We start from the raw sequence: 20,514 nt of genomic DNA, 5'->3' as shown, positions 1-20,514 counted from the left end.
ACCGCCACATATCGCAGGGTCTATTTGACTTGAAAGCGACTGGTAATGCTTTGCAAGCGATCAGCCAGTGATGACAGCATACCTGCTGAGGCAGCCACTTCCTGGGAAGAGGCGGTCTGTTCCTCGGCAGCAACCGCCACCTGCTGGGCACTGGCCGCTGTCTGTTCGGATATGCTGGCAATGTTTTCGATAGCCTGCACAGCCACATCGCCGCCTTCCGCCATCTGGTCAGTAGCCTGAGTCACAGAGGCAATCTGGTTATTGACCTTATTGATAGCCTCGATAATATTTCGGAAAGCCAGGACTGCGTTCTGGGCGATGGCCGTGCCCTGCTCTACTTCCTGCCGGCGCTCTTCCATGCCCTGCACAGCCTTTACCGTTTCACCCTGAATTTCTTTAATCAGGCCCGAAATCTGGGTGGTGGCTTCAGCGGATTGTTCTGCCAGCTTGCGCACCTCATCTGCCACTACGGCAAAACCGCGGCCATGTTCACCGGCCCGGGCTGCCTCAATGGCAGCATTTAAAGCCAGTAAATTGGTCTGCTTGGCAATACCGGTAATCACATCTACGATCTTGCCGATCTCCTGACTTCTGTTGCCCAGAGAGCTAATCTGGTTAGCAAATTCAGCAACTGACTGATTGATATGGGCCATTTTTTCCATTACCTGCTCAATGGCTTTTTCCCCGGCCTGGGCACTTTCATCCATCTCCCGGGCCGCAGACAAAACGCCATGGGCATTGGCCGCAATTTGCTGGGCCAGTTTGGACATTTCACTGATAATATTGGCTGTATCCTCCACGCTCTTGGCCTGACTTTCTGTCCCCTGGGCCACCTGATTGATGGTAGAGGCAATCTGCTCGGTAGTACGACTGGATTCTTCCGCCGCTGAAGATAATTGCTGGGCTGAGCCCGCCAGCTGGTGGGCAGTTTCATTCACTTCCTGGAAGGCCTGGCTCAGGCGCAACAGCATGCTGTTGAAATTATCCGCCAGATCCCCCAGTTCATCCTTGGTGGTAACAGGGACCCGCACTGTCAAATCCCCCTGCTCCGCCCGGGACATAGCCTGCTGTATGGCCTGCACCGGTCGGCTGAAATGACGGGCGACATACCAGGCCAGGACATTGGCCATCAGCTGGCCAAACAGGAGGGCCCAAATGAAATTCCAGATTAAACCATTCAATTTGGCATCATAGTCCCGGTGGTCACTGCCGATAAAAAACATACCGATAGTGCGACCATTTTCATCTTGCAAAGGAAAGTAGGCTGTCTGCAGTTTTTTGCCCAGTACGTCAGCTTCCCCTTGAAATTCCTTGCCAGCCAGCACCTGTCGGGCTATCTCCGGTGCGGCCTGGGTGGAAATTATGCGCCGACCGAACTCATCCCGGATTGTAGTGGCAACTCTGGTATCCCCCAGGAAGAAGGTAACCAGGCACTCGGTTTTATCCCGCAAATCATCAACTAGCCGGTCATTGTAGGAGATCTGAATATTCCCCTTGTACAGGAGGCCATTTTCCACCCGCCAGGGCCCTGGATATAACACATCCAGGTAAGCCAGTGCCATCCTGCCATTATGTCGCAATCGCTCCTGAACAACAGCTGCCAGCTCCTGTTTTTCCTGATAAACCGCATAGATACCCATGGAAACCGCTGTGATGAAAACGGCAAACATCAAGACAACAGCCAGTTTCCAGCGAAAATTCAAGCGCAAACGCCAGAGCTTCATCTCCCACACTTCCCTTCGCTTGTTCAGGTTTTAACAGTTGACACATTCGACATTTATCCCTGAAATCCTGCTTTTTGTTGACAGAAAAAAACAACAGCCCACTACCTCTCACTGTAGTGGGCTGCCTTTCTCTTAGGGCTCTACGATGGTCTTCAGTTTCTGCTTGCCATCCACAAACTCGATGATAAAGGCACTCTTGATGGGATTGTGCTTATCATCAAAGGTGATAGTACCGGAAATGCCCTTGAAATCCTTGGTGGCTTCCAGAGCATCGCGAATAGCTTTGGGATCAGCGCTGCCAGCCCGCTTGATAGCATCTGCTACCAGGTAAGCGGCGTCATAGGCCATCGCACCGATGGCATCAGGCAACTCGCCATACTTCTTCTGATAGGCTTCTACATACTTTTTAGACAATTCGTTCTGGCTTTCGATAGAATAGTGGTTAGTGAAGAAAGTATTGTTCAGCGCCTTGGCCCCAGCTACTTCAACCAGAGTCGGGGAATCCCAGGCATCCCCACCGACGATGGGCAGGTTCAGGCCCAGTTCCCGGGCTTGTTTGATGAAGAGAGCGGATTCGTTATAGTAACCAGGGAGATAGATAATATCAGGATTCATTTGCTTGATTTTGGTCAGGATAGCCCGGAAGTCAGTATCCTTGGCCAGATAGGCTTCTTTGCCCAGAATCTTACCGCCTTTTTCGATAAAGTTCTTCTCAAATTCAGCAGCCAGATCCTTACTGTAGTCGGTACTGTTATCCACCACAATTACCGCAGTCTTGGCCTTCAGAGTGTCAATGGCAAAAGCAGCACCAACTTTACCCTGGAAGGGGTTAATCATACAGGTCCGGAAAACATAAGGATGGGTCTTGCCATCTTTGTCCACTGTTACGCCAGAAGCGGTAGCACTGGAAGGTACCAGGGGAATGCCAAACTGATCACAGATCGGCGCAGCAGCAATCGCATTGGAGCTGGCTGCCGGCCCGATAATGGCCACCACTTTGTCCTGAGTGATAAGCTTTGTGGTAACATTGGCGGATTCGGAAGGTTCACTCTTGTTATCCCCTTCCACCAGGCGAATCTTTTTGCCCAGTACGCCGCCGGCAGCATTGATTTCTTCAATAGCCAGCCGGATGTTTTTAACTGAACCCTGACCGTAGGAGGCAGCATTACCGGTCATCTCAAAGTTGGTACCGATTAAAATCTCGCCGCCACCGGCCTGGTTATCTCCACTCTGCTTTTGCTCCCCTTCCTTGCCAGCCTGGGTGCCGCAACCGGACAGCCCGCTAGCCAGCAAAGCTCCCGCTAACACCAGACTCCACAACTTTTTTCCCTTCATACCCTGAAAATACCTCCTTTGTCTTGTAACAATTGTTTTGTTAGAGCATCTTTTATACAACACTATATTCTACATGTCTTCTAATTTCCCTGCTAAATAGACAGAAAAAACAAAAAAATTCTGAAGGCCGATTCATTTGCCTTCAGAATTATCAGCAGGCTTCTTTTCAACAACTACAAAAAAACTTCTGACGCTGGTAAAGGTTGATCAATTTGTCCAGCTTACAGCTCTGGTGGTAAACCAGGGGGTGCTGGGTGCTACCCCATTCCAGCCAGAGCTCCTCCAGTTTACTTCGCTCCCGATCAATCATTTCCAGCAACAGCTCTAAGAATTGTTTTCTCATACCGCTCGCCTCCTTCTAATTCAATTAAAGCAGGAAGGCACAACAACAACTGTCGATTTGTGTCAGCAATGGAAAGTTCTAATATTCCGAATCATCGTAATAATAGCGGGAAAATCTGCGTTGCTGACGTCTCTTTTTTCTGGCCAGGGCCAGCAAATAACCTCCGACCAGCACCATCCCTCCTGAACCAAAAAACCACCACTTATATTCACTCCAGACCTGGCCCGTGCTGGTAACAAAACTGGCCCATTTCTTTTTGGCTACTCCTGATTCCGCCACCACTTCCGCCCTGGCCTGCGGTTTATCCCCCAGGAGCAGCACCATTTCCCCCAGCTTCTGGCCTTTTTCTACCGGTGCCTGCACATTATCCAGCAGGTGGGCTGCTCGGCTCCAGCTGGGTAAAGGCTGGTCTTTGGGAACCGTCACATAAAGATCCTCTTTCAGTATGGCAACCGCTTTCTTCGCTCCTTCACTAACTGGCACTTCTCCCACTTTTTCACCGGCTTTAGCTGCCAGTACAGTTTTGAAATTGTTAAAACCATAATCCAGAAGTGTGGTACAATCGGTCCAGATATTTCTGCCTTCACTGCCCAGGACAACTGCGATAAATTCCTCCCCATCCCTTTGGGCAGAGGCGACCAGGCACTGACGAGCGGCTACAGTATATCCGGTTTTAATGCCATTAGCTCCTGGATAGCGCCAGAGCAGTTTATTGTGATTAATTAACTGCGTCAAAGCCGCCGGATCCTGTCTTTTAATATTAAAAGTCTTGCTGGCCACAATTTCCCGAAAATGGGGATTCTGCATGGCAGCATAGGCGATTAATGCCAGGTCCTTAGGGGTAGTATAATGATCCGGATTGGGCAAACCATTGGGATTGGCAAAATGGGAATTGACAGCCCCTGCCTGACGGGCCCGTTCATTCATCATTTGGGCAAAATTCTCTATCGAGCCACCAATATGTTCAGCCACCGCCGCTGCAGCATCATTGGCGGAATTCAGCATTACAGCATAGAGCAGATCCCGTAAACTAATCTGCTCTCCTTCCTGCAGCCAGATGGCACTGCCTTCCTGTTGCATCGCCCTGCGGCTGACTGTAACAATATCATCTAGATTGCCCTTTTCCAGGGCCAACAGAGTAGTCAGGATTTTGGTGGTACTGGCTGGATAGAGCTTCTGATCCGGGTTTTTACTCCAGATTATTTCTCCCGTTCTGCCATTAATCAGCACCGCGCCTTTACCGACAATCAAAGGTTCCCTGGCAGCCCAGGCTTTGGCGGGCAAAACTGCCTGTCCCACCAGTACAGTTAGAATAAGCCAGACAAACCATTTTCTCAGCAATGATTTCACTCCCCTGCACTCACATCATCCCCTGTAAGTATACCAAAAAAAATAGCCCTTGTTAACCAAGGGCCAGGAGAAAAGTTAGAGGTTGTGTTGGGAGGTTGTGAAGTTGTTCGTATATATTATACCACTTTTTCAGAGCCTGTCTGTCAAATTGTTTACATCAAGGTATATCCTCCAGTACAACCTCGCTCTCTACCCCCAGCGTTACTTTTTCTCGCCAGAAACCCATAAAAACTGGCCTGTATTCCCCTTCCAGGCGACAGCTCAGCCGGGGCGGGCCTTCCGGTTCTATTTCCAACCTGGTCAGCTTAACATCAGTAAAAACCCAGCCCTCGCGCTCGGCATTGGCAGTCAAAAGCCGCTGAAAATTTTCTTCTGCCTGAACAGGGTCTACCTTTATGGTTCCTTCTTCCTGGATTACATTCATTATTATGGAAGTGGTCAATGCTCCTTCACCTGCTTTATCAGCGATATGCTGGAGCTGGTTACTGGCAATATATAACATAGAAATATCCGTAACCCAGCCCAGTAACAGCAGTAAAACTGGCAGCAACAGCACCAGCCAGCCTGTATTGGTCCCTTTTTCCTCAACGAAAAACATGTTCACTGATTCCCACCGTTTCCGCCTTGAGCGGGATAGTTATTTCCAGTACATCCTCGATAGCAAACAAGCGCAAGGGATAATCATAGTGCAGGCGCAGAAAAATCTCCTCCTGAAACTGAACCGGCTGCCAGCTGGCTTCTATTCTCACCTGGTCGGGATCGATCCCTCTCAAGTTGAGCTGTTGTCTGACCTTTTCCTCAATCTCCTCTGTCATTCCCCCTTCTACCGCCATTGCTCTGATGCCATAATCCACAACCGAAACCAGGGAATTGTCCACCCCCATGAGGATTCCGCCTTCAAGGATGGCAAACAATAAAAACAGCAGTACTGGCAAGACCAGGACTAGCTCCACATAAGCACTACCCCTCTGCCCTAACGGGGACGGGTGGCGGCAAATTTGTCGATGATGGCCTGAAATTGCTGCACAATTTCCTGGCCAAAAGCGGATAGCACTCCTATCCCAAAAATCACCACCAGGGCCAGATATAAAGCATTTTGCACGAAATCCCCGCGTTCGCAAAGCAGTTTTTGCCACTTCCTGTTCACTCCCTACGCCTCCTTTATCTCAGTTAAGCTGTCGTATTCGTAAAATCAGTTGTACTGTCGGCACTCCAATTAAGATAAACAAATTAGCAAAGAGGATAGCTCCCAGCAAGGCCAGGTACACCGGTTTTTTCTTCAGCTCTCCCCGCAGTTGTTGCCAGCGTATTTTGCGCTGATAACCGGATAACTGGCCAACAGCTGCCCTTATATCTATTCCTCCGCGCATTTCCTGCAGCAACAGGGAAACCAGTACCTGTGCCGGGGCGGTATTTACCCTGGTACCAAATCTGGTTAAGGCCGTTTCCAGCCCTTCCAAATCAGCCTCCTGTTCCAGCTGTTGCAGGTAAGGTAAGAGGGCAGGGCCAGCAAAGCGCTTCCAGTAGGATAAAGTCTGGGCACAGCTAAACCCCGCTCCCAGCAAAACCCTGACCCCATCAATTAAATTGGGCATTTCCCGTTGTAGTTGTTGCCGCTGGCGCAAATAAACACGGCGCTTTTTTATAAGAGGCCAGTGAATGAGCAATATCCCCATCCCCGTCCAGTAAATCAGTATGGAAACTTTATGTTTAAATATGGCCAGTAAGATACCGGTAAAAACCACTAACAACCCCAGTCCGGCAGTTCTTTTTATTTCCCGCAGCAAGGCAGGTTGCAGTTCTCCGCCCAGCCAGTTTAATCTCTGCTTATACCAGTACAGCAAATATTTTTCCATCAATCTGTTAGTCAAATCCTTTTCCTCTGAGGGCAGAAACCCTATGCGCTGGATCAACTCCAGGCGTTTTTGCTCCCTGGAGTTATAGCTTGTCAGGATTTTTTTTAATATGGTTTTAACCAGCCAGCCGCTGGCCAAAGCCAGCAAAGCAATTAGCAGCTTTATCACCGTGCCATATCCTCCCATTCCTGCGGGGAAACCACCCTGTCTACCAGATAAGCCGCCAGCGCAGTTATAAAAAGCACCAGGGAAAGAGCTCCCTTGCCCAGGGCAGTATCCATTAATAAATAGATGAATTCAGGCTGCAATAGATAAAAGGTCAACAAAAAGCCAGGTACCAGTAAGATTAAAAGCCAGGCCTGGGCGATATAACCTTTTAGTTCCGCCATACCCTCTTCCCTTAAAAGCTGTCGTTCCTGTAAGGACTCTGGCACCTGTAACATGATGTCTTTGATGTTTCCCCCTGTCTGTTCTGCCAGGCTAATAATGCGGCAGAAGAAACGAACATCATCATGGGGAATGCGTTCCTCCAATCGGGCCATAGCTTCATTTGTGGACAAGCCGGCCAGTTCCCAGTCAGCCAGCAATTCCTGCAAGACTGACTTCAGCGGTTCAGGAGCTGTTTGGGCAGTCTGCACAAAAGCATGATAGACATTATTACAGACCCCATATAAAGAAGCCAGCTGGTAAAGGCAAGCTACCATCTGTTCTACCAGCCGTTGTTGCTGGCGAATCAACTGTTTACGATAAAAGAAATAGGGCAATGCTCCACCACAAAAAATCAGAAGAATAATAATGAAATTGCTTCCACTCAAAAAACCAACGCCAGCTCCCAGCAGTACCCCACCCAGCACCAGAACTACCTGTTTGGGAAGCTTCCTGTAAAGGGTGGCAATTAACTCAAGTTCATTTTCACGAAAAGCCCACCAGACCAGCAAACAAGCCGAAACGGCCAAAAACAGCTCAGCTGCTAGCAGCATAAAATCTGTCCTCCTCGAAGTAAAAGACATCCTCCAGCCAGGGTTCCCCCTGCTGGTAGCCCCTGACAGCAGTTATTGCCAGCATCACCCTTTTACCATTACTCAATCTCTTCATGGTAACGATATAATCAAGGGTTTGACAGACCAAACGCATCACCAGTTCTGGATTCAAATCCATACTGTTACGCAATATCATCAATACCAGCCGCTGAATTGCCTGCAAGGCATTATTGGCATGCAAAGTGCCCATACTGCCTTCATGGCCGGTATTCATCGCTTCCAGCAGTTCCAGGGCCTCTTTGCCTCGCACTTCCCCGACAATCAAGCGGTCAGGCCGCATGCGCAATGCATTGAGTAAGAGATCATAAAGAGTAATCGGGAACTCCTTGCTTTTTCTGGCTTCCAGGCTGACTACATGGGGATGAAGCTGCTTCAGCTTCAGCTCATCCACATCTTCAATGGTAACCAGCCGTTCATGGGATGGAATATAGGCACAGATGGAACGCAGAGTGCTGGTCTTACCCGAGCTGGTACCGCCGACCAACAGGATATTGGCCCGGTTATTCACTGCTTCTCGTAGAAAATCCAGCATTTCCCGACTGCAAGTCCCCAGCTCCAGCAAATTCTCCGGGGTATAAAAGCGCACCGGAAACTTTCTGATGGTAACACAGGTTCCGTGCACAGCAATGGGGCTCAAAACCGCATTTAAGCGACTGCCATCAGCCAAACGGGCATCTACATAGGGATTGGCCAGGTCCAGGCTTCTTCCCACCGGAGCCAGAATTTTACGCACTACATTGATTAGCTGTTCTTCTGAAGCAAACTGCCGACTGGTTTTCTGAATCTGACCATTTATTTCAATATAGATTTCCTGATAGTTATTAACCATGATTTCATTGATATCGGGATTGGCCAGCAAGTCATCCAGCGGTCCATAACCGCAAATTTCCTGGATACAATACTGTTTGATTTTTTCCAGATCGGGGAGTAAATAGCCTGTCTCTCCAGTCAAATAGTCCTGGATGATCTGGGCAACAGCCTGTTTTTTCTCCCGGTCAGTCAGTGAAAGTCCTACCAGCTGGCTGTGATTTTTTAGCAAATAATCCTTTACCTCATTCAGTAAACGGTTATATCCCGTTAATTCTCCTTCGGTATCAGCTTTTTCCAGCCTGGCCTTGGCCAGCTCGGTAAGGAGATCAACGATGGCCATAATCTACCACCTCTTCCTGCTGGCTGAGGCTGATAGGCTGGAAAGAGAGTCCTGAGATTTTCCTCCCAGCTCGCCTCCTTTTCCTTCAGTTTAAACCAGGGATGCTCACCGGCCAGCAAGTGCTCAAATATTTCACTGCCCAGGTCAGGAAAGAGCTTGCCCCAGCGACCGGGCAATATTTCCATCATGGTTGAAAGTGCCGGTTTAACAGCGGCATTGATTCCGTTAGGCCAGTAGTAGATTTTCCCACTATCCATATTCAACCTCTGCCATAATTGCAAGTAGCGTTTGATGGCCAGCAACTGACAATAGTCCTGATTCACCGGAATAATAACTTCACTGGCTTCCTGTAATGCGATATATGTACTTACCAGTTTTAAGTCACTGGCAGTGTCAATTATGATGACATCAAAACAGCTTTTCATTCTGTTGATAAAAGAGCGAAACTGTTCCGGTTCAAACTGGCTGTAACTTTCAGGTCGGCAATAGATCGTCCCGCTGTAGATAATAAGGTTAGGCCAGAGGGGATGGGGCTGCCCCAGAGCCTGAATCCGGCTTTCTTCTCCCGAGCGAATAGCTTTGTGCAAGGGAAACTGTTTGTTTTCCACCCCCAGCCAGTAGGGAGCACACAGATTATTTAAATCCCCATCCAGAAACCCCACATTCAGTCCTTTTTGCGCCAGTGCCAATGCTACCCCGCTGGCCAGAAAGGTTTTCCCTGTACCGGGTTTGGGATTCCAGAAAACCAGAATTTTTTGCTTGTAGACCAGTTTTGGTGCTGGCATCATTTCAGTAACTTTTGGGGCTTCTTCCCCGGGTTCTTCCACCAGTTGCTCCAGCAGTTGCTCCGCCGAGACGGTATCCTGCCAGCTCCTGGGATTAGCAATCAAATCCAGTAAATCCTTCTTTTTAAAGACACCAGGCAGAATATCGTAAATGCCCATTTTTAGCAGGTCATCAGAAGTAACAGGGTTATTTTCATCGGTAATGATATAGATCAGGCGCAGATCCGGATATTCCAGCCGGATCCTCTTACTGGTACGCAGATGAGGATCCAGCTCATCTGCTATAATCACCAGATCTGGCCCGGTTAGCTTGATTTGCTCCAGCACATCTTCAGCAAATAAGGCCAACCCAACCAGTTCCCAGTCTTTTCTTTCCGTAATCACCGGAGCCAGAATATCATCACCGGTAGCCAGCATGATGCGCAAACTTCATCCCTCCCTCACTCCAGGCGGGTACTGCCAGCCAGCACCAGTTCACCCAGGACCTCATAACGCAAAACCTCAGCTACCCGTTTCTGTTCTATTGCCAAAAGCACTGCACCAGGCATGAGGCGCCCACCCTTATCCAGCACGTCTTTTTGTCTCTGCTCAAAGTCCCGCCCCTGATCATCCAGCACCCCCAGTACGGTAATGCCACTGAGCAACGGCTGACTGTACACCAGCCCACTGTTTTTATCCTGCCAGCGCACAAAAATATCCACCTTATCCCCTTTATGTAATCTCCCGCCCAGAGAATTGGTGAGAGTGGCCTTGATCGCAACCACCCTTTGATCCGGTCCGACCTGAAGCTCGCCCTGCCCTGACTTGACGGCGGTTTCACTGATCTGCTGACCGGCCAGAAGAGGGTAAGCAGCTCTCTTTCCTACCAGTGCGCCAGGATTGCGGATCACACCGGGGATGACCCCTTTTCGGGGTATTTCTTCCACTTTCACCGAATCAGCACTAAAGAGCTCACCGGATTTTATATTCCTGGTAGCTACCACGGCAGTTTCCGGCTGAATCATACTATTAACGTATTTTTGCAATAACAAAAAGCTCACAAGAGCAAATAATATAGCCAGCACCAAACTCAGATTCTTTTTTAGAAAACTTTTCTCCACCACCATGTCACCTGTTTCCTTCCCACATTTTCAAATATGGATAGGGGTTGGTAGCCTGTCCATCAATATAAATGCCAAAGTGAAGATGGGGCGGAAACCGCCCGGTCGTTCCCACCGGTCCATAACCGGAGTTGCCTGCATACCCCAGAATTTCTCCTTTGCTTACCCTTTTCCCCGGATAAATCCCTGCAGCATAGGAAGAAAGATGGGCATAGTAATAATAGATTCCATCTTCTCCGCGTAAGCCGATACGCCAGCCACCATAAGTATTCCAGCCCAGCTTTTCGATTAGACCATCGGTAACGGCAATTAATGGAGTGCCCCAGAGAGCAAAAATATCAGTGCCCTCATGCTGGCGCTCACCACCAAAACTGCGAGGTGCCCCCCAGGAATCGCTGTAGTTATAGCTACCCAGCACAGGAAAAACATATTTGCCCAGTAGCTGCCCCTTACCCACCTCCTCCCACTGTATCTGTTCCCTGACATTAGGAAATCCCAGTTTCACTGTTACCCCATTGGCCTCAAGCAGTATCCAGAAAATACAGATATAAACCCCTAAAAACATAAGCAACCCCAGGATCAGAACCAGCAGGAAAAAGCCCAGCCAGCGTTGCTGGCTACCGAGAACAGTAAATTTCATGTTCATATTCACTGGCCACCACATTAATTCCATACTTTTGCATACCATCAGTCATAGCTACCCGCACCAGGGCCTCCCCCCGCCCTGCTTGCTGGATGAATTCCCGCTCAAAATCGGTCAGGCAAAACTGTTGACTGACCTGGTCAAGGGCAGCTTCATGCTGGCGCAGGAGAATTTGCACGGCAGAATTAAGGGCAACCGCTCTGCCCTCCTCGCTAAGCAAAAACTCATCCACATTCTGACTGATGGTAAGTAAACCGGCATTATACTTGCGGCATTGCCTGGCAAAGCGGGCCATAATGCTGGCGGTATCCCGATATTTCAAAAGTAAATGGGCCTCATCCAGTACCAGCCTGATCTTTCTCTGGTCCCGCTGGCGTTTCATTTTACCCCAGCAATAGCCAGCGATTACATAAGCAGCCACTGCCTTCACTTCCTCCTGATCCAGACCCTTCAGGACAAAACAGACCAGAGGGTTTTTTAGATTAAGGTCAGTATGGCAGTTAAAGAGATTTACAGCTCCATAAACCCAGCGATAGAGTCCCTGACACAGGATGCGGGCTTCCGGATCTTCCATTTCAGCCAGCTGCTGATAAACATCAGTCAACAGGGGTTGGCGTCTTTTCTTGCCAACGATAACTATCTCTTCTTGTCCAATAGCTGCTCCCCGGTTCAGGGGCATAGTGCTGCGGGCCTGATAGGCTCTGATGAGGGCTTGCTCCAGTAATCCTCTTTGAACCGGACCAAGTTCCCCCAGCATTAAGCTGAACAGGCCCAGCAACCACTCAATCTTTTCGGCCAGCCCATTGCCTTCACTATCTCCCCAGAGCTCCAGGGGATTGATCCCCGCTCCCTGTTGCAGATCCAGTCTGACCAGTTCTCCCCCCAGTTCAGAGATCAAGGTGCCGTATTCATCTTCCGGGTCAATAACAATCAGGTCATTGCCATACCAGAAATGTTCCCGGGTGATCAGGGTTTTGGTCAAATAAGTTTTGCCGGCACCGCTCATGGCCATAATGGTTATATTGGCATTGGTCAGGGCAAAAGTGTCTATGGCCACCAGCTTACCGGTTTTGGCTTCAATGCCCAGCACCACTCCGGTATAACCGGTACCTACGGGAACATGCAGGGGATTGATGGCTGCCAGTGCCTCTGATGTGAAAGTATGCTGATATTGCAATAGATCCAGGCCAAGGGGCAGGACGGATAGCCAGGCTTCCGGTGCCTGCCAGATAGCCCGCCGGCTGATGATACCGGCACTGCCCAGTTCGGCTTCCACATCCCGCAGGCTGCTTTTTACTTCTTCTTCCGTCTCCCCCTGAACAGCCACATACCAGGAGAGCTGATACATCTTCTGTTCCCCGCGCACCAGACTATGACGCAACTCCTCAGCATCCTGGAAAACCACGGCCTCTTCTGGATCCAGTAAATAGTTCTTGCGGCGGGCATTTTCCAGGGTTGAACCCGCATTCACCTGCTGACGGGCCAGTTTTTTCATGGTGGTCAACCGATCCAGCGGGACAAGGTGCAGACTGTGCCAGCAAGGTCCAGACCAGCGGAAAAGCCGTTGTAACCAGCCGATGGGCACTTCGTAAGGAAAAGCTAGGCAATAAAGGTGCGCCTGATAATAACCATTAATCACCATGGTGCCAGCCAGCTGGTTGTGGCGCGCTGCAGCCGAAGGTAACAGCAGGCGCATCGGAAGAGGATCCTGCTGGGTTTCAGGTCTGGATTTCCGGGTTAAGTCAATGGTTTCTTCAGTTTTATCCATGGTTTTTCCTTTTTGCCATCTGCTAAAAATTTTTGCCACTCTATTTCCTGCCTTTCTGCCAGACCCGGATTAAGGCAACGGTAAAGAAAATCAAAAATTTCAATAGTATTCAGCCGTCTTATACCGATTCCTTCTTTCCGGGCCAGTTGCTGAACCAGCCGACAGCGTTCATCCAATTCCTCCCGGGCCTGCTGCAAAGCCCCTTCCCTTACCTGGACCGCATCCCAGCCCAGAATCAGATAGATTTTTTTCTCTGCTACCTGTTTTTGCTGAACAGCCTGATAGAGCCAGCGCGCATAGGCTTTTAGCAATTTGATCCTCGATTCCATGAACTCCCGGGCCAGGAGCTGGTTCAATTTCTCCTCCAGGCTGGAAAGATCCACCGGCACGGGACGAACCAGAATTTGTAACGGAAAGTTCAAGCCGTCCATCAAGCGGGCAAAAGCCAGATCAAATTGATGGCACTTTTCCCAATCATAAAGACCCAGGCTGGGAGGTTGAACTTCCAGAATAGCCCGATATCTATCCCTGGATAAAATTACAAGCTCATCCTCTACCCTGGTTATACCCAGCAATTGTTTAATACTTGCCGGCATATTTTTCCCCTTCCCCCCAAACTGCTGGACGCATTTTATCAATCAGAAATAGCAAGGCTATTTTATATAGCGGCCAGCCCCGGGGCTTCCAGAAAACCAGTACCCCGCAGACAAGCATAATCAGAAAAATACTCAATACAAGAACCAGAATGTTTTTGACCAGATAGGTCAGGGCGAAAATCAGCAAAATCCCGGCAAAACTCAGGATAACATCAAACCAGGAAATATAGTGGGTACCGTTGGACCAGACTTTGTCCGGATGATTCATGTTGCGCGGAATTTTATAGGTGTAATGCCTGTTCATGCTCAACCTCATCCTTATCCTTGATAGTGCTGGCTACCAGCTTGCGCAGCCAGAAGGGTGTTGCTGCCAGGAAGAGAAACAGGGTTATCCCCAGCAGTGTCTGGGAAATAGCCTGAGGCGAGCGAAATATAACTGTACCAAAGGCCGTTAAAATTAACAGCTGCAGAGGCTGACTGAAAACCCAGGTTAACAGTTCTTTTAACCAATTCCAGAAAAAGTGCTGGGTTTGCGGCCAAATCCAGAGCAAAGCCGCTACCGGTGCCAGCAAAGTGAGCAAATTGATCATGGCCAGGCGCAAAATAATCACAACTGCAGCGAATGTACTGCCAATAGCATAAAGAACCAGCAAAACCAGGTTGATGTTAACCCCTTCCTGTACCTTCAGCCCGGGCAGGAGCTGCTGCAGGGCCCCACCGACAGCATTCAGATTAAATAATCCCTGACACAGGGCACCATTTAGCCGTAAAACCATTTCCACCAGAGCCACAATACCATTGGCCAGCAGCAGGCCAAATAAAAGGCGCGGAATCAATTCTTTCAAAGACCTTTTCGCTGCCATAACCTGTAATCCCGCCTGCCAGAGCAGGCCCGCCCCGTAAAGAGTTAGGACAAATACAGCCAGTAAATTGACGATTAGCAAATAGCTTGTCCACCATTGCTGTAACCAGCCATTGTCCGAGAAGACATACTGCTGATAGCTTAAATAGCTCTGGATAAAAGCTACGATCTGATGGTTAGCTTCGAGCAGGATAGCTGAAAGAATGTAGGAGGTAAGCAAGGTAGCTTCTTGCGGTGTGAGGCCCTGATCTGATGAGATTTTGCTGATGATTTGGTCGATCACTGCACCGGCCACTGCCTCCCCGACAACAGGGGCAGCTGCGCTAATAACTTTTGCTAACCCACCGGCTGCAGGATTTGCCTGCGATTTACTGGCTATGCTCAAGAGTATAAAGATGAAACAGAGACCAGTAAACAACAATTTCCATTTTCGCCTCATCTGGCCCATGCCGGTCACCTATTTCACAGCATTATATACAATTCCGACCATGACCCGGCTGGACACAACCAGCAATAACCCCAGCATTACGACAATCACGCTGGTCTTGCATTTTCGCAAATTCTCCGTACTCCAGCCACCCATTGTCAGTTTGATTCCGGTTACCCCCAGTCCCAGAATGGCTCCGAAAGCCCCGAGATACATCAGGATATCGGATAGACTGCTGACTTTTTCCCAGATATCCTGGATTTCCCCTGTCAGCATTTCAGCTTTTTTACTTTTAGCTGCCCAGGCGATACCATTTAGCGACAAAAGCTGCAGGAATGCGACATATTTCACTATTTCCCGCCAGAAAAAAGAGCGCCTTTTCGACATATTTAACCATCCTTTGTTGAAATTTCTTTTTACTCCTCTTTTTGCCTGCCAGGCAATAACTATAATAACATGTCAGAATCTTTTTTACAATACTCTGGTTTGTTCAATTTTCAAACAAAAATACCGGGGTTTACCCGGTATGCTAGCCAAACAACTCCTGTAATGCCTGTTTTTTGCGCACAATCACCTCATCAATGCGTTCTAGATAAGCAATGGGGTCTTTCGGATTATAGGTATTGACTAAAGTGTAATCAGGTCTTACCCACTTTGAACCTGCCCCTGCGCCCAGACCCAGGATTGTTTGTCTTTCCTCAATCATCTGGATGTTATAAAGACAGGCTTTACCCGGCACTGCAAAACCCACATTTTCCAGGGCACCTACCATGTGTTTTTGCCGGTAGAGATAATAGGGTTCTAACCCCTCTTCTTCAGCATAGCGGTAAACCCGGGCCAGCAACGCTTTCGCCTCTTCAGCCGAAGCCAGTTCCAGGCTCTGCCCCTGCCGTTTTGCCTCTGCCAGCAAGCTGGCTCTTTTTAAGGCCAGGGTATGGACTGTCAGATTTTCAGGGGCCAGCTCACTGATGCTGGCCAGGGTAGCTTCCAGCTCCTCCCGCCCCTCGCCCGGTAGGCCGATAATCAGATCCATGTTCAAAACCGGAAAGCCCATTTGCCGGGCCAGCCGGACACATTCCACCACCTGTTCAGGAGTATGGGCCCGGCCGATTTTCTGCAGGGTTGCCTCATTCATGGTCTGCGGATTGATACTGATGCGGTTAACCCCGGCTGCCCGCAACAACTGCAATTTTTCTCTATTGATAGTATCAGGCCGACCTGCTTCCACAGTGAATTCCTCTGTCCCCGGTTGCAAAAGAGCTTGCTCGATGCCGGTCATCAACTGCCTGAGCTCCCGGGCATCCAGCGAAGTGGGCGTACCCCCGCCGACATAAATGGATTCCACCGTAAGCCCCAGCTCTCTGACCTGTTCTCCTAGTGCCGCCATCTCTTTCAATAAGGCCGCTAATACTGGTTCCGTCCACTTCTGCCAGCGCGCCAGGGGATAAGAAGGAAAGGAGCAATAAAGGCATTTGGTAGGACAAAAAGGAATACCTATGTAAATCCCGATCCGCTTCTGTTCCCGCTCCTGTCTTGCCAGCAGGGGACGCTGGCTCAGTGCAACTTGCAACAACAGCCCTGCCTTTTCTGCTGTCAGGCCATAACCGGTTTGCAACAAATCCCGAATTTCCCCGGGTTGATAACCGGCCGCCAGCATCCGATGTACGATTTTGGTGGGCCTGATTCCAGTCAGTACCCCCCAGGGCAGCTTGCCCGCTTCAGCGAAAGGCAACAGGGCCTCAAGGAGGGCCAGACGGCAAATCCGCCGCAGGCCGTTATAATCTTCTTCTGCCCGGTGCAGCTCGCGCTCCAGCCAGACCAGTTCTGATTGTCCCTCCTGGCAGATTTCCGTTTGTACCCTTATCTGTTGCCCTTCCCGCTCAAAGCTGAGATAGAGACACAGATCTGCCCCGGCAGGCCCAGGCAATAGTTCCACTTCACCATAAATTGCTCTTAACAGATCTAGCACTACTTCTGCGTTGATGGGTTCCTGTCCTTGCCAGTAAATTTTCATCGACTTTGTTCCTCCTTGAATAAAGGCCGTAAAACAGCCAGAGCAGTTTCAGCCATTAAGCGGTAACCCTCCCGTCCGGGATGAACCCCATCGGGCAAGAGAGCGATACCGCCCTGTCTTTGAAAGGCAGCAAAGAAGTCAATCAGGATAATACCTTCCTCCGTGCAAAAATCCCGCTGCCAGGCCAGCAATTCCTGCAAGCGGGCACTGATTTCTGCCTCTTCTACCGGTAAGGGCAAACCTACCAGGGGGATAATATTATGCCGGCGCAAACCATCAATTATCTGCATAAAGGCCTGACAGCTTCTCTGGAAACGGTAGTGCAGCTGGTAAACATCATTGGTTCCTCCCAGTACCAGACAATGACTGGGCTGATATCCCAGCACATCCTTTTCCAGACGTCTGACCATATCAGTAAGCGTATCTCCACAAATCCCTCTGTTTTCAATCTGTATCCCCAGTTCCTCCGCCACCCGGGCCACCCAGGACTCCCGGGGGCTATAGGGAAAGCCATAGGTCAGGGAATCGCCCAGTGCTACCCACATCCTTAAATCACCTCATGTTTTATCATACCATCCTGCATAGAAAAAAACCACGGGTAAAAACTATTGTAGAGCAATCCAGGAAAGGAGTGGGTTTATGACAGATACCAGAATCAGCTACCACGACTCGGTAGAGGAAATGGTGCAAAAAATCCGTGAAGACAACCTCACCACTGTTTTCGACCGCTATCAGGCCATGGAAAAAATCCGCTGCAAATTCTGTCTGCAAGGCCTGAGCTGCACCCTCTGCACTCAGGGACCCTGCCGTATTAGTGAGCAAGCCGGGATTACCCGGGGTGTCTGTGGTATCGATGGTGATGGTATGGCCATGCGCAATATGCTTCTGCGCAATATCATGGGTGCCGCTACCTACGGACACCATGCCTACTGGGCTTTCAAAACCCTGAAAGCCACAGCTGAAGGCAAGACCCCCTTTACCATCACCGACCAGAACAAACTGCGCTGGTTCTGTGAAACTGTTGGCATCAATACCAACCAGGACATAAACGCCATGGCTGCCCAGCTGGCTGATTTCCTCCTGGCTGAACAGCACAAAGACCATGATAGCCCCAGCATCATGGTAGAAAAATTCGCACCCAGCAAACGCAAAGAGGTCTGGAAAAAAATGGCCATCTATCCCGCTGGTGTAGTTTACGAAATTCAGGATGCCGTAGCCAGCTGTTTAACCAATGTAGACGGGGATTATGTTTCTCTGGCCAAAAAAGCACTGCGGCTGGGAATAGCCACCATCTACACCGCTCAGATCGGTCTGGAAATGGTCCAGGATATCCTGTATGGCACTCCTATGCCCCATGAAGTCAATGTGGACCTGGGCATTATGGATGGCGACTATGTCAATATCGTTTTCAATGGCCATCAGCCCTGGATCGGTGCCGCTACCCTGCAGCTGGCCCGCAGTGCCGATATCCAGAACAAGGCCAAAGCCGCCGGCGCCAGGGGTTTACGGATTGTCGGTTCTATCGAAACCGGCCAGGAATTGATTCAGCGTTTCCCGGTCGATGATGTATTTGTGGGCTTGATGGGCAACTGGCTGGCCATTGAACCATTACTGGCCACCGGTACTGTTGATGCCTTCGTCATGGAAGAAAACTGTTCACCTCCGCACCTGGGTGAATATGCAGAAAAATATCAGTTCACTCTGATCAGTGTCAATACCATCGTGCGTTTGCCCGGTCTCCACCATGCCCTGGATTATAAACCCATCGAAGCGACCAATATCGCCAACCGCGTCATCGATCTGGCCATCGAAAACTTCAAGGCTCGAAAAAACATGGGGATTACTGTCAGGGTACCGCTAAAAACTCAGAAAGCCATTGCCGGTTTCTCCACTGAGGCCGTGCTGCAGGCCCTGGGCAACTCCCTGGATCCCCTGGTGGATGTAATCAAGGCCAACAAACTCAAAGGTGTTGTCGCTCTGGTCAACTGTACCACCTTGCGCAATGGACCCCATGATACCACTACCGTAGGTCTCACTAAAGAACTGATCAAGCGGGACATCCTGGTAGTAGCAGGCGGTTGCGGTGTACACGGTCTGGAAGTAGCAGGCCTCTGCAATCTAGATGCCATCAGCCAGGCAGGTCAGGGGCTGCAGGAAGTATGTAACCTGCTGAAGATTCCTCCGGTTTTACCCTTTGGCACCTGTACCGATACCGGCCGTATCTCCATGCTGGTAACAGCCCTGGCCGAACATCTGCAGGTGGATGTACCGCAACTTCCCATCGCCGTTACCGCACCAGAATGGATGGAGCAAAAGGCCACAATCGACGGCTTCTTCGCCGTAGCCTATGGTACCATCACGCACCTGTCACCCACGCCCTTTATTACCGGCGCACCCCGTTTGGTCCAGCTGCTGACCCAGGATGTGGAACAGCTGACCGGTGGCAAGGTTATACTTGGCGATGACCCGGTTCAGGTAGCCAGTGAGATCGAGCAGCATATCAATAACAAACGACAGGGCTTAGGACTGCCGGTATAACAGGCAACCGCCCCGCGGCCCAGAAGCCGGGGGCGGTTTTATTATTCGGCCAGCATTTTTAGCAGTTCTTCAAGATTATTAACCGGCGGCCGGCAGGCCTGCTTGTGACACACCATCTGACATCCTCCCACCCCTAAAAGGGGTGGGGTTCCCCTTCTAGAAGTGGTTGGTTTTATAATTCGCGGCTGCCCGGAACAGACCTAAGCGGCCTGCCTGAACGTCCCCTGTTCACGGCCTGGCGGTGTGGTTTTTCTCCACACGAACAGGTTGACCGCAGGGCGTGCCAGTGCGCCCACTACTCCCGACCGGTCCGGCAGTGCCAGACCGGACTCACGGAGATACCTTTGCAGAATATTATATGCGCCTACCAGGTCGGCATTCAGTACGACACCGCAGTGGATGAACAGCCCCCGATACACGCGGGCTTTCTTGACCCTTTCGCCGCACACCGGGCAGGTAGTGCTGGTGTTCTTCTCCGACACCTTGACCACCCGGATGCCCGCGAGGGCCGCTTTATAAATGAGCAGGCTTATTATCTTACTGAACGGCCAGGCGTGGAGTTTCTGGTTGCCCGCGTCTCCCCAGTCCCTGTCCGCACGAATACCTTTTAATTCGCCGATTACGATGGTGGAAACGTTGTGGGCAATTGCCAGGTCGACCAACCACCTGGTCAGTACGTGCAGGTAGTGGTTGCGCTGCCTGCCCCACTTGACGTTCAACTCAATGCAGCGCCTGCTGGTGGATTTGGTACATTTGGCTTTTTCTTTCTGGAAGTACCGGTCGAGGGCCAGAAGTTCCCCGCCGGGCACGAGGAAAGAAAAGCCGTCGGAGATTACCCCGGCCGCGATGTTCACAATACCCAGGTCCAGTGCCATGACGTTTCCGGTTTCCTTATAGGTTACCGGGACCCTGTGGGTTATGTGCAGGTACCAGTCGCCGGTCCCGGGTTCGTAGACCAGCTTTACCTGCTGGACTTTGCTCAG

At 50.2% G+C, this 20,514-nt stretch carries 22 protein-coding genes; 1 reads left to right on the top strand and 21 read right to left on the bottom strand.

All coding sequences use genetic code 11. The features are described from left to right. Positions 1-20: 20 nt before the first annotated feature. The 20 genes from JDF658_RS12875 to JDF658_RS12785 form a co-directional block, all read right to left on the bottom strand. Complete coding sequence (locus tag JDF658_RS12875) at positions 21-1,724, bottom strand: methyl-accepting chemotaxis protein (RefSeq protein WP_078664554.1); 1,704 nt, start codon at positions 1,722-1,724, stop codon at positions 21-23. A 132-nt stretch (positions 1,725-1,856) separates the two neighbouring features. Then, positions 1,857-3,059 carry an ABC transporter substrate-binding protein gene (locus tag JDF658_RS12870; protein ID WP_078664553.1) on the bottom strand — a complete coding sequence of 401 codons (1,203 nt, stop codon included), beginning with the start codon at positions 3,057-3,059 and terminating at the stop codon, positions 1,857-1,859. Positions 3,060-3,225: 166 nt separating this feature from the next. Further along, on the bottom strand, positions 3,226-3,402 hold the full coding sequence (locus JDF658_RS12865; RefSeq protein ID WP_078664552.1) for an aspartyl-phosphate phosphatase Spo0E family protein: 177 nt from the start codon (positions 3,400-3,402) through the stop codon (positions 3,226-3,228). 78 nt (positions 3,403-3,480) lie between these two features. Then, the gene (locus tag JDF658_RS12860; RefSeq protein WP_079907934.1) at positions 3,481-4,743 is read right to left on the bottom strand and encodes a D-alanyl-D-alanine carboxypeptidase family protein; all 1,263 of its coding nucleotides are present in this window, start codon (positions 4,741-4,743) and stop codon (positions 3,481-3,483) included. Between the two features lie 166 nt (positions 4,744-4,909). Then, entirely contained in the window at positions 4,910-5,350 is a 441-nt protein-coding gene (locus JDF658_RS12855) for a pilus assembly protein TadG-related protein (protein ID WP_078664550.1), read from the bottom strand. Next, positions 5,337-5,705 carry a DUF4320 family protein gene (locus JDF658_RS12850; RefSeq protein ID WP_159071911.1) on the bottom strand — a complete coding sequence of 123 codons (369 nt, stop codon included), beginning with the start codon at positions 5,703-5,705 and terminating at the stop codon, positions 5,337-5,339. Before JDF658_RS12850 ends, JDF658_RS12855 begins: the two co-directional genes overlap by 14 nt. Before the next feature lie 20 nt (positions 5,706-5,725). Then, positions 5,726-5,899 (bottom strand): hypothetical protein, encoded by a 174-nt coding sequence (locus JDF658_RS14520; RefSeq protein ID WP_159071912.1) that lies wholly within the window; start codon positions 5,897-5,899, stop codon positions 5,726-5,728. A 19-nt stretch (positions 5,900-5,918) separates the two neighbouring features. Beyond that, a complete protein-coding gene (locus JDF658_RS12845) occupies positions 5,919-6,776 on the bottom strand; it encodes a hypothetical protein (protein ID WP_079907933.1) in 858 nt (285 codons plus the stop codon). Then, positions 6,773-7,588, bottom strand: a complete 816-nt coding sequence (locus JDF658_RS12840) for a type II secretion system F family protein (RefSeq protein WP_159446643.1) — start codon at positions 7,586-7,588, stop codon at positions 6,773-6,775. The genes JDF658_RS12845 and JDF658_RS12840 overlap by 4 nt, the downstream gene beginning before the upstream one ends. Continuing rightward, positions 7,572-8,798, bottom strand: coding sequence for a CpaF family protein (locus tag JDF658_RS12835; RefSeq protein ID WP_078664546.1), 1,227 nt, complete (start codon positions 8,796-8,798; stop codon positions 7,572-7,574). Before JDF658_RS12835 ends, JDF658_RS12840 begins: the two co-directional genes overlap by 17 nt. After that, positions 8,726-10,000: an AAA family ATPase gene (locus tag JDF658_RS12830; protein WP_242946682.1), complete on the bottom strand. Its 1,275-nt coding sequence runs from the start codon at positions 9,998-10,000 to the stop codon at positions 8,726-8,728. Before JDF658_RS12830 ends, JDF658_RS12835 begins: the two co-directional genes overlap by 73 nt. 23 nt (positions 10,001-10,023) lie before the next feature. Continuing rightward, the gene (gene cpaB, locus JDF658_RS12825) at positions 10,024-10,683 is read right to left on the bottom strand and encodes a Flp pilus assembly protein CpaB (RefSeq protein WP_159071914.1); all 660 of its coding nucleotides are present in this window, start codon (positions 10,681-10,683) and stop codon (positions 10,024-10,026) included. Positions 10,684-10,690: 7 nt separating this feature from the next. After that, complete coding sequence (locus JDF658_RS12820) at positions 10,691-11,329, bottom strand: M23 family metallopeptidase (RefSeq protein ID WP_159446642.1); 639 nt, start codon at positions 11,327-11,329, stop codon at positions 10,691-10,693. Then, on the bottom strand, positions 11,301-13,133 hold the full coding sequence (locus JDF658_RS12815) for a VirB4 family type IV secretion system protein (RefSeq protein WP_143312012.1): 1,833 nt from the start codon (positions 13,131-13,133) through the stop codon (positions 11,301-11,303). The genes JDF658_RS12820 and JDF658_RS12815 overlap by 29 nt, the downstream gene beginning before the upstream one ends. Continuing rightward, positions 13,064-13,690 carry a hypothetical protein gene (locus JDF658_RS12810; RefSeq protein ID WP_078664541.1) on the bottom strand — a complete coding sequence of 209 codons (627 nt, stop codon included), beginning with the start codon at positions 13,688-13,690 and terminating at the stop codon, positions 13,064-13,066. The genes JDF658_RS12815 and JDF658_RS12810 overlap by 70 nt, the downstream gene beginning before the upstream one ends. Beyond that, entirely contained in the window at positions 13,674-13,994 is a 321-nt protein-coding gene (locus JDF658_RS12805; RefSeq protein WP_079907926.1) for a hypothetical protein, read from the bottom strand. Before JDF658_RS12805 ends, JDF658_RS12810 begins: the two co-directional genes overlap by 17 nt. After that, the gene (locus JDF658_RS12800) at positions 13,972-14,991 is read right to left on the bottom strand and encodes a type IV secretion system protein (protein ID WP_159446641.1); all 1,020 of its coding nucleotides are present in this window, start codon (positions 14,989-14,991) and stop codon (positions 13,972-13,974) included. Before JDF658_RS12800 ends, JDF658_RS12805 begins: the two co-directional genes overlap by 23 nt. Before the next feature lie 18 nt (positions 14,992-15,009). Next, complete coding sequence (locus tag JDF658_RS12795) at positions 15,010-15,366, bottom strand: hypothetical protein (RefSeq protein WP_079907922.1); 357 nt, start codon at positions 15,364-15,366, stop codon at positions 15,010-15,012. A gap of 142 nt (positions 15,367-15,508) precedes the next feature. Further along, positions 15,509-16,993 (bottom strand): coproporphyrinogen dehydrogenase HemZ, encoded by a 1,485-nt coding sequence (gene hemZ / locus JDF658_RS12790; RefSeq protein WP_079907921.1) that lies wholly within the window; start codon positions 16,991-16,993, stop codon positions 15,509-15,511. Then, the gene (locus JDF658_RS12785) at positions 16,990-17,538 is read right to left on the bottom strand and encodes a GDSL-type esterase/lipase family protein (RefSeq protein ID WP_079907919.1); all 549 of its coding nucleotides are present in this window, start codon (positions 17,536-17,538) and stop codon (positions 16,990-16,992) included. Before JDF658_RS12785 ends, hemZ begins: the two co-directional genes overlap by 4 nt. 94 nt (positions 17,539-17,632) lie before the next feature. Here JDF658_RS12785 and cooS point away from each other — a divergent pair, with 94 nt between their 5' ends. Continuing rightward, positions 17,633-19,531, top strand: coding sequence for an anaerobic carbon-monoxide dehydrogenase catalytic subunit (gene cooS, locus JDF658_RS12780; RefSeq protein WP_079907917.1), 1,899 nt, complete (start codon positions 17,633-17,635; stop codon positions 19,529-19,531). Positions 19,532-19,731: 200 nt separating this feature from the next. On the opposite strand, the gene JDF658_RS12775 is transcribed toward cooS, so the two are convergent. Further along, the coding region (locus tag JDF658_RS12775) for an RNA-guided endonuclease TnpB family protein (protein ID WP_159446640.1) at positions 19,732-20,514 on the bottom strand (783 nt) is incomplete at its 5' end.

The organism is Carboxydocella sp. JDF658, assembly GCF_002049395.1.
Classification (GTDB): domain Bacteria; phylum Bacillota.
This window is presented reverse-complemented; position numbering and strand designations above follow the sequence as displayed.

Bases quoted from the DNA above. Each gene is read 5' to 3' on its own strand.
- JDF658_RS12875 (WP_078664554.1), bottom strand. From the start codon at position 1,724: ATGAAGCTCTGGCGTTTGCGCTTGAATTTTCGCTGGAAACTGGCTGTT.
- JDF658_RS12870 (WP_078664553.1), bottom strand. From the start codon at position 3,059: ATGAAGGGAAAAAAGTTGTGGAGTCTGGTGTTAGCGGGAGCTTTGCTG.
- JDF658_RS12865 (WP_078664552.1), bottom strand. From the start codon at position 3,402: ATGAGAAAACAATTCTTAGAGCTGTTGCTGGAAATGATTGATCGGGAG.
- JDF658_RS12855 (WP_078664550.1), bottom strand. From the start codon at position 5,350: ATGTTTTTCGTTGAGGAAAAAGGGACCAATACAGGCTGGCTGGTGCTG.
- JDF658_RS12840 (WP_159446643.1), bottom strand. From the start codon at position 7,588: ATGCTGCTAGCAGCTGAGCTGTTTTTGGCCGTTTCGGCTTGTTTGCTG.
- JDF658_RS12835 (WP_078664546.1), bottom strand. From the start codon at position 8,798: ATGGCCATCGTTGATCTCCTTACCGAGCTGGCCAAGGCCAGGCTGGAA.
- JDF658_RS12830 (WP_242946682.1), bottom strand. From the start codon at position 10,000: ATGCTGGCTACCGGTGATGATATTCTGGCTCCGGTGATTACGGAAAGA.
- JDF658_RS12820 (WP_159446642.1), bottom strand. From the start codon at position 11,329: ATGAACATGAAATTTACTGTTCTCGGTAGCCAGCAACGCTGGCTGGGC.
- JDF658_RS12810 (WP_078664541.1), bottom strand. From the start codon at position 13,690: ATGCCGGCAAGTATTAAACAATTGCTGGGTATAACCAGGGTAGAGGAT.
- JDF658_RS12805 (WP_079907926.1), bottom strand. From the start codon at position 13,994: ATGAACAGGCATTACACCTATAAAATTCCGCGCAACATGAATCATCCG.
- JDF658_RS12800 (WP_159446641.1), bottom strand. From the start codon at position 14,991: ATGAGGCGAAAATGGAAATTGTTGTTTACTGGTCTCTGTTTCATCTTT.
- JDF658_RS12795 (WP_079907922.1), bottom strand. From the start codon at position 15,366: ATGTCGAAAAGGCGCTCTTTTTTCTGGCGGGAAATAGTGAAATATGTC.
- hemZ (WP_079907921.1), bottom strand. From the start codon at position 16,993: ATGAAAATTTACTGGCAAGGACAGGAACCCATCAACGCAGAAGTAGTG.
- JDF658_RS12785 (WP_079907919.1), bottom strand. From the start codon at position 17,538: ATGTGGGTAGCACTGGGCGATTCCCTGACCTATGGCTTTCCCTATAGC.
- cooS (WP_079907917.1), top strand. From the start codon at position 17,633: ATGACAGATACCAGAATCAGCTACCACGACTCGGTAGAGGAAATGGTG.